Source organism: Flavobacterium adiutor, assembly GCF_048282555.1.
Taxonomy (GTDB): domain Bacteria; phylum Bacteroidota; class Bacteroidia; order Flavobacteriales; family Flavobacteriaceae; genus Flavobacterium.
In genome coordinates, this window is the sequence record NZ_CP182487.1 from 2,847,033 (window position 1) to 2,862,160 (window position 15,128).

A 15,128-nucleotide genomic window follows, 5' to 3' on the forward strand; every position below is an offset into this window, starting at 1 on the left:
AGCTGTTAGTAATTTTTTCTACTCGATTTCCCTGATTATTTTTCAGCATGGTCTATTGGAATTTGCTGACCAGACCATATTTTCTTTTGTGTCCATGGTTCATAAGTATCACTCCAAAATGGATCTGTTTCCGGTAAACCCAAAACTAAAAAGGCTTCTGAACACAAATATAAACTTCCTGTAGAAATATAACCCTCTCCAATATTGTTCTGATGACCATATAATCCTACCTGAAGCCAGCCGTTTGTATCAAAAGTGCCTTTTGCATTTATCTGGTTGTGAATCATAGCGTACAATGCCGACCGAACTTGCGCTGGAGCAATTTCTTTTGGCAGTTCTTTCCATAGTGCAATTTGAGACAGCAACTGAAAGGCTCCAAAACGATAAGCTAACGACCTTCCAATGGGCGGATAAGTTCCGTCCGGAGAAATTAATCTTTCCTGGATAGCTGCATAACGTCTTGCTCTTTTTAATTCGGTATCATAATCGGCTTTGTAATCGTTGTTTTTATCTCTCAAAACAGTTAAAATATCCAGTTGTATGGGATGAATTACAAAACTGTTGTAATAATCCCAGTGAAAATCAGGTCCGTCGCCATAAGTTCCATCGCCTAAATACCATTTTTTATGTTCTGATAAAGCGTAATTCAACCGATTAGTATCAGGATCTTTATCGAATTTAATGATGGCTGCTTCAATCATTCCGGCAAAAAGAAGCCAATTGCTATGGTAAGGCTCAATCGTTCTGGTTGATTTCAAAGCTTTAATTACATTTTCTTTTGTAACGGCATCCAGCGGTTCCCAGAGCTGTTTCGGCGCACGAAGTAGGGCTTGCGCAAAAAATGCTGCATCAACCAAAGGCTGTTTGTCTTTTACAAAATTCATAAAATCTCCCGAATTGGGATTCGTGGCATTATGAATAGATTTCTGAGCCAAATCGATGTATTTTCCTCTCAGTTTACCTTCCTGAGTTTCATCGGGACCTAATTCCAGCCACGGAGCCATTCCCGAAAGTGTTCTCCCAAAAGCCTCCAAATAAGTTACATTAGTCCTTTCGTCCCACGCACCGGGAGATTTTTCAACTGGCATCAATGCTTTCAGTTGATTTTTACTTAATGCATCTAATACCGGATCTCCTATTTTGATTAAAGAAGCCACGAAAAATTCCCGCACTTTTTTAGGGGAATCTTTTTCAAACTTTTTCGATTGGGATTGTACACCTGTAATAGCTGTAAAATAAGCAAACCCTAATAAAATTGTATTCTTAAAATGATTATTCATAACTCATTGCGTATAATTAATTCTTAACACATAGAAACATAGCTTTTGCAATCTTAAAAAAGACGTTTCCTCTATTCAAAAACACAGCGTTTTATGTGAAAGAATATGTTTCTTTTTTTCTCTCTTTTTACACACAAAAACTATGTCTATATGTGTTAAATTAAATTTTATGAATTCAAACTTATAATCAGGTTGATTTCCAAAAACTTTCATTCAGAATATATTTATTGTCCTTTACGTTTTGATACTTCTTTTTAAACTCAGAAGGATTTAAATTATAAAATTGCTGAAAGTGTTTCCTGAAATATTTAATATCGCCAAAACCGGCAATAGCAGCAGCTTCGCTAATCTGCAAATCAGTAGTAATCAATAAGGTTGCTACTTTTCGCAATCGCACATTTCGGGTAAATTCTGAAACTGATTTTCCTGTGATTTTCTTGATTTTTTTGTACACCAGAGAATAACTCATTCCCAAATGTTCAGACAAATCATTTACATTAAAATTCTCTACATCTAAATTTGCATCTATAACATCTACAATTCTATCAATCAGTTTTTTATCCTCATCAGACAACTTTAAGCTAGCCGATTTTTTGGTGACCGAATTCAGCATATAATGCTGTTCGCTTTCACGTCTGGCCAATATTCCGCTGATTCGGGCTAATAAGTAGTCATTATCAAATGGTTTTGTAATATAATCATCTGCTCCTACTTCGGCTCCTTTCAGCTTTATCTCTTCCGAAGTTCCTCCGGTAAGCAATATGACCGGAATATGCTTTAACTCTTCATCGGTTTTAATGTGTTTGCAAAAAGCAACTCCATTCATTTCTCCCATCACCACATCAGAAATAACCAGATCCGGCATTACTTTTTTAATTATGGCTAAAGCCGCTTCTGCATTTTCAGCTAGCGTAACATGATATTTTAGCGTCAATATCCTCTTTAAATAATTCCTGATCTGGACATTATCATCTACCACCAAAATGCTTTTCGCATCTTTAATCAAATCCTGAACTTTTTCAGGTTCTTCGACAGTTTGCAATACATTTTTCTGTACCGTATCTTCTAAAGCTTCTTCTAAAAACAAGGTTCTGTCGCTCAAATCTTCACGGATTTCGATATCCCCAAAATGCTCTTTTCCGAGTAATAATTTAATTTCAAAAACAGATCCTCCTTTTTCATTATCACGACAGCTAACTTTTCCGTAATGCTGTGTAATAAACTGTTTAACCAGATACAAACCAATGCCGAAGCCTTTTCGGTTATTCCTTATATGATGCCCGGACTGATAAAACAGATTAAAAATTTTATCTTTATCTCCCTCCGGAACTCCTTCACCATTATCGATAACACTGATAATCGCCTCTTTTTCTGAACATCTTAAACTGACAGTAACTACTCCGTTTTCTTTTTCAGTAAATTTCAATGCATTCGAAATCAAATTGAAAATCGCCATTTCAATCTTTTCACGATCCACATAAACCATTAGCTTTTCTTCGGAAATACTAAAACTATAATCTATTTCTTTTGTTTTGGCATGCTGAACAAAACAGCTAAAAACCTCTTTGCATAGTTCTACAATATCAATCTGACCAATTTTTAGTTTACCTGTTTCAGATTCAGTTTTTCGAAAAAGAAGCAGCTGGTCAACCAGACTCAGTAGCCTTCTGGAATTACTGTACACCATTTCTATTATAGCCGGATCTATCTGCTGGTCTGTACCATAAATAATTTCCTTTAGCGGATTAATTATCATAGTCAAAGGCGACCTGAATTCATGTGAAATATTAGTAAAAAACGTTAATTTCTTTTCATTCAGTTCTTTTTCCTGCTTCGCTAAATCCTGAGAAAGCCTTATCTCGTATTTTAGTTTTTCCTGTTGGCGCTGGTATTTATCTACAACATAAATAATGAATCCGATAAGGAGAAAATAGACAAAATAAGCAAATCCGGTTCTGTACCATGGGGGTGAAATGGTAATAGGCAAGGAAATAGATTTTGCATTCCAGGTTCCCTCGGCATTTGTAGATTTAATTTTGAGAACGTAATCCCCTTCTGTAATTCTGGAATAGTTTGCATTGCGAATATTGTCAACATAATGCCATTGCGAATCCCAGCCTTCTAAAAAATAAGCATAGGATATTTTTTCAGGCAGACTATATTCTAAGGCTGCAAATTCGATGTTGAGCATTGATTCGTCGTAAGGCAATTCTAATTTATCAATTCCGAAGACAGACAAACCCGACTGATCATAAGCCTTATTGTTTACTTTTATCGAAGTGATAATAAGCCTTGGAAAATCATGAAACTGATTGGTTATTTTGGTATCGATAATATTGAAACCTTTAATTCCGCCAAATACAATTTCCCCTGTAGAAAGTTTTAATGCTGCATTATAATTGAACTGATTGCTCTGAAGTCCGTCTGCATCATGATAGCTTGTTATTTTTCCGTTAGCTGCATTATACACAAATAACCCGTTGTAAGTACTGCACCAATAATTTTGATGATGATCCTGAACAATATTCAAAACCGAATTATTAGGAAGTTTGTTTTTATGAGTCAAAAATGTACTTTTGAACGTTTTAGGATTAAAAAGCATCAAACCTGCTCCTTCTGTACCCACAAGCATTTTTGTATCAGAATGCGAAACAATAGAACGAACCGGATATTTTACCTCAAGTTCTTTACGTTTCATTGTTTTAAGATTGAGCTGGTATAATTTAGAAAAATTCCCAATCCAAAGATTACCGTTTTTATCTTCTGCAATAGCAATAATTCCTCTGATTCCGGCATCTACAAAATCAAAATGATCTGTTGTTTCATTATAACGATACAATCCTTCTTCATCTGGAGAAGCTGCCCATAATATGTTGTTTTTACTTCTAAACAGCACCCAGATATTCTTTTGATGCCCATTCAGTTTAGGATTATAAAGTTTGTATTTTTTAAAGCTTCGGGTCTGAGGATTGAATAAACAAACCCCTCCTCCGTAAGTTCCAAACCAGGTTCCCTTCGTATCTTTTACAATTGCTGAAACAAAATTGTTAGATAACGAATTTGGATTGTTTGCATTATAGGAATAATTAGTAAAGGTATTATTCTTTCTGTTCCATAAACTTACACCGCCTCCATCTGTTCCTATCCATAGATTTTCACTGTCCTGTTCTGATAATGAAAGGATAAAATCACTTGGGAGTGTGTTTTTTATTTTCTCATTTCTTGAAATTGTCGTGAAAGGACTTTTTCGTTCTTCAATAGTATTAACTCCGCCTCTCAAAGTGCCAATCCAGACACGGTTTTTATTGTCTGAAAACAAAGAGGAAATAGCATTACTGTTGAGTTTTTCTTCGTTCAGATCTGAACTTAATAAAGAAAAATTATCTGTAGTGTAATTGTATTTTACAACTCCGTTGCCATTTGTAGCAATCCACAATTCTTTTGCATCTGGCCTGCACATCAAATCTAAAACAGGATATTGGACTTCCAGATTTTTATAGAGGTGATATGTTTTGTTTACAACATTGTATCGCAACAATCCTTCTTCTGCTCCCAACCAGACATTTGAAAATTTATCATACAAAATACAGCCGCTGCCCACCGAAAACGGAAAAACTACCGAAAGTCTTTTGCCTGATGCATCCATCGACACAAGTCCGACACCTGCCACAGAGCCCCAGAGTTTACCGGACTTATCAAAATCGATTTCCTGAACATGATAATCCCACAATAATTTACCTTTTATATAAAGCGGAATCTGAATGATTTTTTCTTCATTCGCTTCATAATAAAGCAACCCCTTGCCCGCAGTGGCGATATATAGTTTTGATTTAAAATCACGAATCTGATTGATTACAAAATCGATCACTTCACTTTTAGAAGTTTTAGCATTCGTATAACTCTTTGTTATAAATTTATTTCGCAGATAATCATAAACACTTATTCCTCTTTTTGTACCAATCCACACTTCATTATGAGTACCGCAAATACTAACAATTCTATTGTTAACTAACGAATTGACATCATTAGGTTCGTTTCTGAAAATCAGAAAATTATATCCATCATACCTGCTGATTCCATCATAAGTTCCAAACCACATTAAGCCACGCTTATCTTTATAAACAGAAGTTACTGCATTATTGGCAAGACCATTTTGGATACCGATATATCGAATATTATATCTTTCCTGTCTATTTTTTGGAATAGTCGTTTTTTCAGCCTGTGGTTTGGCCGAAAAGCAAACTAAATATATTAAAAATAAAAGGGCTTTATTTCTCAAAATAATAGAAGTTATGAGGCTGAAAAAATTCTTAAATCTTAAAAATCAGAAAAACCTATGAACAACTCATAGGTTTTCTGTTACACAAACATAAACAAAACTGCTAATTATTTAATTAATGAAATTATATAAGAATAACTGTATTGCTTATCTAATAATCGATATGGATCATGAGGCAAACGTCCCCAGCTGTCATCACCGCCTACACCTCTTTGCTTATAATCTAAGTGCAGGTAAACTGCTTCTTTTGAATCTAAATCCAAATCAGATGGATGTCGCTGTGCCTTGGTTTTCCCCGGATCTAAATCTTCTGTTGCAATATTCAAAGCACTAAAACCTAGAGTCTGTAATCCTTCGATTTTTATTCCCTGCCCTTTATTATTTTTTAGAGTCAGCCAGCGAACATCAGTTTTATAACCACCTTCCTGAGGACGGATATAATTTCTGGTGTACTGATTCATTACTGTATCTGAATATTCCCCAATAAACGAAGCCGACTTTCTGTCTGAGTAATTTTCCCATGGGCCTCTTCCGTAATAAGTGAGATTATCATAAGATCCGTTTAATTTTGAACGCATTCCGAAACGAGGTAATTCCGGAAGATTTTTTCCAGTCATATCAATAGCTGCAGTCACTTTTATTGCTCCATCATTCTGAATCAAATAACTTACCGTGTAAGGAATATCAACACCGGCTAGCTGGTAAGTAACTTTTATAAGCAACCCTTCTGAAGTATTTTTATCCAGCTGGACACTAACAACGGTTGGATTTTGGGATGCTTCTTTCCAGATTACTAATTTTTGCTGCATTTTGCTACCAAAATCATTATCTGTTGGAGCACGCCAGAAATAAGGTGTCGGAAAATTGGTAAAAATAGCATTATCTGTATTTTTCAGATTATATTTCAGGATTTCCCCTTTTTTCAGGTCAAACTCACCTGCAATATTCTCTGTTTCAAAAGAAAGTACATCTCCTTTAACGCTATGCTTCAGTTTAGATGTATTTTTTACAATGTTGCTATTTTTAAAATAAGAACCTTTTCCTATTGCAAATTGTTCCCTCGCAAATTCATGACCTTTAGAAACCAAAGGCGCATCATATTTTGAAAATGCAAAAACATTTAAAAAATATTCAGAGTTGTCATCAAGATTACCATAATTTATCTTAAATTCTTTTGTTTCTTCTGGATTTACGTCCAAATCAAACTCACCTTCTTTTATTTTTAATCCATTTTTTATCAACTCCCATTTAAAGGTATAATTATTTAGATTTGTAAAATTAAAGTCATTTTTAATCTCCAGACTGGTTTCATTTTTAAGCATAAACCGAATATTCTGATACACTTTTTTAACCTCAAATAAACCCGGATGTGGAGTCCTGTTGGCTGCTACCAGACCATTAGCACAAAAATTTTCGTCGTTGTGCATTTTTTCTCCTCCTAAATCTCCTCCATATGCCCAGAATGTTTTTCCTTCTGCATTTTTAGTCTTGATACCCTGATCAACCCAATCCCATATAAAACCGCCCTGCATATGTTTACTTCCATGAATAATATCCCAGTACTCCTGAAAATTACCATTACTGTTACCCATCGCATGTGAATATTCACACATAATATAAGGACGTTTTTTATCTTCTTCTGCGTAAGCCTTCATACTTTTAATACCCGGATACATCGGACATACAATGTCTGTATTTGTGTTTTCTCCGGCCTGTTCAAACTGCACAGGACGAGTTGGATCGACTTGTTTTAACCAATCGTAAGCATCATAAAAAACAGGACCGTTTCCGCACTCATTTCCTAACGACCAAATGATGATGGAAGGATGATTCTTATCAAATGCAAACATTCTTCTGATGCGATCAAGATGTGCAGGCGCCCATTCTGGCAAATAAGCAGGATGTTTTTTCTGATCGAATCCTCCTTGCAATTCAGCTCCCATTCCGTGTGTTTCAATATTAGCTTCATCGACTACATAAAAACCGTACTCATCGCATAAATCATAAAATTGGGTGTCGTGTGGATAATGACTCATACGAATTGCATTAATATTGAATTCTTTCATCAACTTAAGATCTTTCAACATCAATTCTTTGTTTGGAACGTGTCCGTTTACATCATCATGCTCATGAATATTAACGCCTTTAACCAAAACAGCTTGTCCGTTAACTAACAATTGAGCGTTTTTAATTTCTACTTTTCTAAAACCGGTTCTTTTAGAAACAATTTCAAGGATCCTACCTTTATTATCCAGCAAGGTAATGGTGTATTTATACAGATTCGGTATTTCTGCATTCCATTGTTTTACATTTTCAATCGTGGCTCCAAAACTTATTTTTTCTTCTTTTGCGTTTACTTTTTTGCTTTCAGAATAAACCGTTTTTCCATCCTTGTCAAATAATTCTACTTTTACAGTTGGATTCTTAATTGTATTCTTTTCGAAATATTTTAAAGTCACATCCAGATTGAAAATTCCGTTTTTATACTGATTGTCTAAATCACTTTTTACGAAATAATCCCAAACAGTAGTTTTTGGCATTGCCTGCAAGTACACATCCCGTTCTATACCGCTTAATCTCCAGAAATCCTGATCTTCTAAATAACTTCCGTCATGCCAGCGAAAAACCTGAACCGCAATTAAGTTTTCTCCTTTTTTCAAAAAAGAAGTAATATTGAATTCTGCAGGTGTTTTGGATGCTTTGGTCATACCTGCCTCTTTTCCGTTCAGGAATACTTTGGCATAACCTGTAATGGATCCAAAATGAAGTATAATTTCTTTGTCTTTCCATGAATCCGATACTTGAAAAGTACGCCTGTAAGTCGCCACCGGATTATAATCGCCACCAATAAAAGGCGGATTTTTAGGAAAAGGATAAACGAGGTTTGTATAAATAGGAATATCGTACCCCTGTAACTCCCAGTTAGAAGGTATCAAAATATTTTTCCAGCCTGAATCATCCAGTGTAGTGGTAAAAAAATCTGTTGGTCTTTGAGACGGATTTTGGACAATATTGAATTTCCAGTTTCCATTCAGACTCTGATATAATTCAGATTTTTGAGGATGGTTATTTTTTAATTCGTTTTCATTGCTAAATAAAAGAAAGGAACTTCTGCCCGCTTCTTTTCCCCTGTCAATTATCTGAGCATTCTCCCATTCATTATTCTGGGCATAATTATTTTGCAAACTTAAAAACAAAGCAAGTGCTAATACAATTTTTTTCATTTAATAATTTTAAAAAAATGGGAATTATAAATTTAATACTCTAAATTTTATTTCTACATAATCCTCTTAAAAACACTTCAGCAAGTTTTCAGAAAAAATATTACTCCTGATCATTAGAAATAAAAAGTAACCTGACAAATTTAGATAACCCCATGTAAGACCATGAGGGGTATTACATGAAATTAAGAGGGGTATATCAATATAAAAAATATTTGAAACACTAAAGTAATGTATTTTTTCTAAAAACATTTAAGCAAAGCAGGTTGAAAATTTTTTAGGCAAATAAAAACTTGAATAACAGTTTTAACAAAAAAAGAAGTGGCCTGGAAGATTCAAAAAATAAAATTTTACTTTAAAGCTAAAACACAGAACCTATTTTTAACAAGAAAAAAACATTTAGAGCCTGTTTAAAAATGTAAAAAAAAGTCTTTATGAGTTAAAGAAACCGATTGGAATTATTCTTTTTGTGCTACCAAACTACAAATAAGATGTATCCAACCGATTTAACAGAAACTCAGTGGCAATTTATAAAAAAAACATTAGAATTAGGTGATAGAAAACGTAAACACAGCTTGCGTTTCATCTGGAATGCGATCAACTACCTTATTAAGAGTGGTTGTCAGTGGCGAATGCTACCTAGTAATTTTCCAAAATGGCAGCTTGTTTATTATTACTATTCAAAATGGGCAGATTTAGATTATTTTGATTTATTGCTTTCGAAGTTAAGAGAAGGAGTCCGTAGTAAAAAAGGACAAAATGCAGAACCCAGTTTAGGAATAATGGATAGCCAAAGCGTTCGTTGGGGAAATAATCGTTCTTTAAAAAGTTTTGATGGAAATAAAAAAATAAAAGGTATAAAACGACACGTTGTCGTTGATAAAAATGGCTTTTTATTAGCCATTATGGTAACGGTAGCGAGTATTCATGATAGCAAAGCAGTATTTTTATTGATCAGAACCCTAAAGGATTTACTTTGTTCTGTAAAAGTTATCCTTGCCGATGGAGGCTATAGAGGTGAAATTATAGAACAAATTAAAAACAATTTTGGCTATATAATTCAAGTAGTTATGAGGTCGGATGATAAAAAATCAGGCTTCAAGCCTACACACAAAAGATGGGTGGTAGAGAGAACATTTGCATGGTTTGACAACGATAGAAGATTATGCAGAAATTATGAACTATTAATTGATTCTGCTGAAAACGTAGTCAAATTAGCAGCTATTAAACATTTATTGAATAAAATTTAAACAGGCTCTTATATAAACATTAACATTTATACATTCTGCTAATACTAGCTTTAAAATTTAAAAAACAATTTCTATAGGCTTACAATCTGATTGTAAACTGACAATATTTTACCAAAATACAAATTGTATATTGAGCATATTTCATACTTGTCTTTATTTTTTCCTAACCTTGATATCTTGTAAATACATCTTAAATTAAAACTGATCTTAACAAAACTGGAACAAAAGGTTTAAAATTCATGTGTCTGAATTAAATATTCAGGCAAACCCATTTAATGATATTTCGACTTTTACAAACTAAAGAACACAGCCCTTTATTATATGATACAAACTTTACTCATACAGAATTCCTTGAAGGTTTAGATTAAGTTTTAAAACCTACACTTTACTATAATTAACCCAAAGAAGCAATCATGAAAAAGTTAAGTTCATTTTCCTTGGCAATGACGTACCTAATAGGATTTACATCCTGTTCATATAATACGACTCCTTTATCTGAAAGCCAGTTAACAAATGTAAATACAAATAAAATTACCCCAATTGAAGGGACTCCATTGAAACCCAAAATTTCAATTATCAGGCTTGAAAATTTTCCGGCTTAAAGACTCAAAAAAATCATACGCTCTTTTCTCTGCATAAGAATAGGTTGAATTTCGCATAGGAAAAGCACAATGTCCACCATATTTTGGGGTTTCCAGATAAACATATTTACTGTTTTGAGCTATAGTTCTTGGATAACATCTTTCACCTAAAAAAGGATCGTCAAGTGAATTAATTATTAAAACCGGAGTGGTAATGTCTTTTAGGGAAAATTCAGGTGAAACACGTTCGTAATACTCATCCCTGCTTGCAAATCCATGCAAAGGTGCCGTAAAATACTGGTCAACTTCATCAAAAGAAGAAATTTTATCAATCTGATCCCGGTTTATAAAATCAGGAAACTGGGCGGCTTTATATTTAAGCTTTTTTTTGATATCTATTGTAAAATTCTTTAGATAAACCCTATTAAAACCTTGTTTAAGAACAGCCGCACTTGTCGCTATATGAGTGGGAACCGAAATCGAAACAGCCGCTTTTATACGCTCATCAATTTTTGTCCAGCCCAAATAATTCAAAAGCTGAACTCCTCCCATCGAATAGCCGATCAGATAAACTTGTTCGAATCCCTTTTTTAAAACAAACTGAACCACCTCATCAAGATCGTCCACTGCTCCATGATGATAAAGTCTGGGAAGACGGTTCATTTCTCCTCCACAAGTACGGTTATTCCAGGCGAAAACTGAAAACCCTTTTTGCTGAAAGTAAGCCGAACAGCTATTATTATAAGTCCTGCGGGAATCACCTTCTAAACCATGACATAAAATGACTGCTTTTTTAGCGTCATTTATAACAAAATCGATATTGATAAAATCTCCATCATTTAGTTCATGTTTCACTCTTGTATATGCCGGAACATCAAATTTTTTAAACAAAGCGGCATAAATAGTAGAAATATGTCTGTTGCGATGAACAACAGGAGGAAAATTATACTGTGATTGTTCTATTATTGGCATGATAGAATGTATTTATAATGCTTCATACAAATCTAAGAAATGAATCAATAATGTAGTTAAAAACTGTCTTTTATTTCACTTCTAAAAAATAATTATTAAAAAAGCCAAACACCAATATGATTTGGTATTTGGCTTTTTTAATAAGTTCGGATATAAATATTTAATCCAGAATAAAACTAACACTTACATTGGCCGTGATTTCAATTTCTCCAATTGCCATAGTCTCATTTGATGCAACGGAATCTGCAGATTCCTTCATTCTCATCGAAGCGTACATAGGCTGTGGCTGATATATTTGTGAATTATCAGAAATAACAAAAGCCTTCCCTACTTTTTGTCCTAAAACTGAAACATAATCTTCTGCTTTTACTTTAGCATCTTTCATCGCTAATTTTCGGGCTTCTGATTGATGTTGTGCTAATTTAGACGATTCAAAAGAAACTTTATCAATACGATTAATCCCCTGCTGAACCAGTCCTTCCATTAACTCATCATATTTAGACAAATCTTTCAACAGAATTTCTACTGTCTGAACCGCATTGTAGTTTGTTTTCTTTTTTTCATAATCGTACTGTGGATTCAGTGCAACCTGTTTTGTTCTGAAATCAGCTGTTGGAATATTCATTTTTTTGATGAATTTTAAAACCGCATCAATCTTTTCATCATTTTGTTTTTTGACATCTTTAGCATTATTTCCTTTGGTTTCAACTGTTACAGATATCGAAACCTGATCCGGAGCAATTTTTACTTTTCCTTCTCCGTTAACATTGATTTGGGGAATTTGTTTTGCTTCCTGGCCGTAAGACATGGTCATAAACATTATTGTTAAAAATAAGACTAGTTTTTTCATTTTTGTTATATTTAAAATTATTGATAAGGGCATTTCAAAAGTTGTGCCAGCATTACAATTTCCCCAATTTCGCCATAACAAAAAGTATCAAAATAGGAATTGCGAGTAAAATTGTCATCAGACTATGATCTGCCATCAATGACGGCTCTTTTATAAGCGTAATCAAATAACCTCCTACTGCACCTCCAAAATGTGCTGTGTGTCCAATATTGTCATTCTTAGCCCTCATCCCATATATAGAATACAATAAGTATAAAATTCCGAAAAGGTAGGCCGGAATCGGAATTACAAAAAAGATTCCCAGCATCATATCAGGCTGCAATAAAATAGCAGAATACAAAACTCCCGTTACAGCCCCGGATGCTCCTACTGCCCTGTAGCTATAATCATTTTTATGAAAAATCATCGTAAGGAGACTCCCAAAAATTAAACTTCCAAAATAAACTAAAACAAAAGAAAAAGTACCAAGCCAGTTTAAAACTACTGGGGCAAAAAACCAAAGTGTCAGCATATTAAAAGCCAGGTGCATCATATCGACATGCAAAAAACCAGATGAAATCATCCTGATTTGTTCGCCCGATCTGATGCTTCCTACATGAAATTCGTACTTCCTAAAAAAATAAATATCGTTAAACCCTTTATAACTAATCAAAACATTGGCAATGATAATTCCTATCAAAATGGTATTCATAAATAATAATTATTGTGAATTGTAAAGATAAGCATTCTCAGGAAAGGTTAGAGATTTACTAAATTTTAAGGCTAAAATTTTTTTTATTTTATCTTTGTGAAAAAAAATTAGATGCAGTTTCTCATTTATATCTTAGCCTATCCCTTACTGTGGCTTATTTCCATACTTCCATTCAGAATATTTTACTGGTTTTCAGATTGTGTTTATTTTCTGGTGTATTATATTATTGGCTACCGCAAAAAAGTAGTCCGTACTAATCTCGCACTTGCCTTACCTCATTTGAACGATGCTGAAAGAAAAAAGATTGAAAAGAAGTTTTATCAGCATATGTGCGACATGTTTTTAGAAATGATTAAAACTATGAGTATTTCGCCCGAGGAAATGGAAAAAAGATTTCATGTCACTAACATCGATCTTATATTAGATTATGCCAAAAAAGGGAAAAGCGTGATATTAGTAGCTTCACATTATGCGAGCTACGAATGGCTTTTAACCATTAATCCTAAACTTGGATTTCAGGGTGTTGCTGTATATAAGAAACTCGCTAATCCATATTTTGATAAATTGATTCGAAAAATCCGTACAAAATACAATTGCGAAATGATTCCAACCAAAAATGCGATTCCGCTGATGGCACAAAACCAGCGTGAAGGAAAATTGAGCTTATATGGTTTAGCGAGTGATCAATCGCCTAAATTAGACCGTATCTTTCATTCGAACGATTTTATGGGAATTGAAGTTCCGGTACATACCGGTGCTGAAATGCTTGCGAAAAAATACGATTTAAGCGTTATAATGGTAAAAGTTAAAAAAGTAAAAAGAGGGTACTATGAAGCTACTTTCCTTACTCTTGCCGATAATCCGAAAGATTATGAAGATTTCAAAATTACAGAAATGTATATAAAGCAATTGGAGAAACAAATTTACGAAGCGCCTGAATATTATTTGTGGACGCACAAAAGGTGGAAACACAGAAAAAATTAAAAAAAGCTCAAAAGTTACCTGACTTTTGAGCTTTTTTTTGCGAATCAATTTTATTCTTTTACCAGATAAATACCGTCCTCTTTTATTTCGATGAGTTTTTCTTTATACAAAGCTCCTATTGCTTTTTTGAAGGTTTTTTTACTCATTTTTAAAACTGTCTTGATATCTTCCGGATGCGAATTATCATTTAAACGTAAAAAACCGCGGTTAGCTCTTAATTCATCTAAAATTTTCTCTGCATTAGGCTCAATACTTTTATACCCTTGAATTTGTAATGTTACATCTATTTTGTTATCCGGACGAATATTTTTGATGTACCCCCGCATTCTGTCACCTGTCCTTATTGAATCATCGTAAACTTCATCTTTATAAAGTAATCCTTTATGTTGTTCGTTGATAATAACGTTAATTCCTATTTCTGTAATATGCGAAACAATTAAATCAACCTCTTCGCCTTTTTCAACCGTTAAATTTTCATTACTCAAAAACTGGTTGGTTTTGCTTGATGCTACTAAACGTTTTGTCTTCTCGTCCATGTAAAGGTAAACAAGATAACGTTTTCCTTTTTCCATCGGACGTGCCTGCTCCTTAAACGGAACGAGAATATCTTTCTCCATTCCCCAGTCCATAAATGCACCAACCTGATTGATATAATTTACTCGTAAAAGAGCAAATTCATTCAGTAAAATATATGGTTCAAGTGTTGTCGCAACCGGACGCTGTTCATGGTCCAAATAAACAAAAACAACAAGCTCTTCGCCTATTTCAAATTCATTAGGAACGTATTTATTGGGTAATAATATATCATGAATTCCTTCCGGGTCTTTTTCAGGATTTCCTAAAAATAAACCCACTTTTGTATCACGAAGTATGGTAAGTGTATTGTATTTTCCTATTTCAATCATATTCTTGAAGTTCTAAGCTCTAAAGCCAAGTTTTTAAAGTGCAAATGTACGAAGTTTGAAAATGGTACAGCGAAAAAATATTTATATAAAAAAAGCGCCTAAATGACGCTCTTAA

At 33.8% G+C, this 15,128-nt stretch carries 10 protein-coding genes; 3 read left to right on the top strand and 7 right to left on the bottom strand.

The features are described 5' to 3' along the window. Positions 1-35 precede the first annotated feature (35 nt). The 3 genes from ACNC7R_RS11880 to ACNC7R_RS11890 form a co-directional block, all read right to left on the bottom strand. Positions 36-1,280, bottom strand: a complete 1,245-nt coding sequence (locus ACNC7R_RS11880) for a DUF2264 domain-containing protein (protein ID WP_417941296.1) — start codon at positions 1,278-1,280, stop codon at positions 36-38. A gap of 187 nt (positions 1,281-1,467) precedes the next feature. Continuing rightward, positions 1,468-5,559 (bottom strand): two-component regulator propeller domain-containing protein, encoded by a 4,092-nt coding sequence (locus ACNC7R_RS11885; RefSeq protein WP_417941297.1) that lies wholly within the window; start codon positions 5,557-5,559, stop codon positions 1,468-1,470. Positions 5,560-5,666: 107 nt separating this feature from the next. Then, the gene (locus ACNC7R_RS11890) at positions 5,667-8,783 is read right to left on the bottom strand and encodes a glycoside hydrolase family 2 TIM barrel-domain containing protein (protein WP_417941298.1); all 3,117 of its coding nucleotides are present in this window, start codon (positions 8,781-8,783) and stop codon (positions 5,667-5,669) included. A gap of 488 nt (positions 8,784-9,271) precedes the next feature. Here ACNC7R_RS11890 and ACNC7R_RS11895 point away from each other — a divergent pair, with 488 nt between their 5' ends. Then, entirely contained in the window at positions 9,272-10,030 is a 759-nt protein-coding gene (locus ACNC7R_RS11895; RefSeq protein ID WP_417939497.1) for an IS5 family transposase, read from the top strand. A gap of 413 nt (positions 10,031-10,443) precedes the next feature. Then, on the top strand, positions 10,444-10,632 hold the full coding sequence (locus ACNC7R_RS11900; protein ID WP_417941299.1) for a hypothetical protein: 189 nt from the start codon (positions 10,444-10,446) through the stop codon (positions 10,630-10,632). Here ACNC7R_RS11900 and ACNC7R_RS11905 read toward each other — a convergent pair. From ACNC7R_RS11905 to ACNC7R_RS11915, 3 genes are all read right to left on the bottom strand, one after another. After that, positions 10,600-11,583, bottom strand: coding sequence for a YheT family hydrolase (locus ACNC7R_RS11905; RefSeq protein WP_417941300.1), 984 nt, complete (start codon positions 11,581-11,583; stop codon positions 10,600-10,602). The two genes, ACNC7R_RS11900 and ACNC7R_RS11905, sit on opposite strands and share 33 nt — an antisense overlap. 160 nt (positions 11,584-11,743) lie before the next feature. Continuing rightward, complete coding sequence (locus ACNC7R_RS11910) at positions 11,744-12,433, bottom strand: SIMPL domain-containing protein (protein WP_417941301.1); 690 nt, start codon at positions 12,431-12,433, stop codon at positions 11,744-11,746. Positions 12,434-12,485: 52 nt separating this feature from the next. Beyond that, a complete protein-coding gene (locus tag ACNC7R_RS11915; RefSeq protein ID WP_417941302.1) occupies positions 12,486-13,124 on the bottom strand; it encodes a rhomboid family intramembrane serine protease in 639 nt (212 codons plus the stop codon). Between the two features lie 111 nt (positions 13,125-13,235). Here ACNC7R_RS11915 and ACNC7R_RS11920 point away from each other — a divergent pair, with 111 nt between their 5' ends. After that, entirely contained in the window at positions 13,236-14,108 is an 873-nt protein-coding gene (locus ACNC7R_RS11920) for a lysophospholipid acyltransferase family protein (RefSeq protein WP_417941303.1), read from the top strand. Between the two features lie 50 nt (positions 14,109-14,158). Here ACNC7R_RS11920 and ACNC7R_RS11925 read toward each other — a convergent pair whose 3' ends face one another. Continuing rightward, on the bottom strand, positions 14,159-15,013 hold the full coding sequence (locus ACNC7R_RS11925) for a S1 RNA-binding domain-containing protein (protein ID WP_417941304.1): 855 nt from the start codon (positions 15,011-15,013) through the stop codon (positions 14,159-14,161). Positions 15,014-15,128 lie beyond the last annotated feature (115 nt).

Bases quoted from the DNA above. Each gene is read 5' to 3' on its own strand.
- ACNC7R_RS11900 (WP_417941299.1), top strand. From the start codon at position 10,444: ATGAAAAAGTTAAGTTCATTTTCCTTGGCAATGACGTACCTAATAGGA.
- ACNC7R_RS11890 (WP_417941298.1), bottom strand. From the start codon at position 8,783: ATGAAAAAAATTGTATTAGCACTTGCTTTGTTTTTAAGTTTGCAAAAT.
- ACNC7R_RS11915 (WP_417941302.1), bottom strand. From the start codon at position 13,124: ATGAATACCATTTTGATAGGAATTATCATTGCCAATGTTTTGATTAGT.
- ACNC7R_RS11880 (WP_417941296.1), bottom strand. From the start codon at position 1,280: ATGAATAATCATTTTAAGAATACAATTTTATTAGGGTTTGCTTATTTT.
- ACNC7R_RS11910 (WP_417941301.1), bottom strand. From the start codon at position 12,433: ATGAAAAAACTAGTCTTATTTTTAACAATAATGTTTATGACCATGTCT.
- ACNC7R_RS11925 (WP_417941304.1), bottom strand. From the start codon at position 15,013: ATGATTGAAATAGGAAAATACAATACACTTACCATACTTCGTGATACA.
- ACNC7R_RS11895 (WP_417939497.1), top strand. From the start codon at position 9,272: ATGTATCCAACCGATTTAACAGAAACTCAGTGGCAATTTATAAAAAAA.
- ACNC7R_RS11905 (WP_417941300.1), bottom strand. From the start codon at position 11,583: ATGCCAATAATAGAACAATCACAGTATAATTTTCCTCCTGTTGTTCAT.
- ACNC7R_RS11920 (WP_417941303.1), top strand. From the start codon at position 13,236: ATGCAGTTTCTCATTTATATCTTAGCCTATCCCTTACTGTGGCTTATT.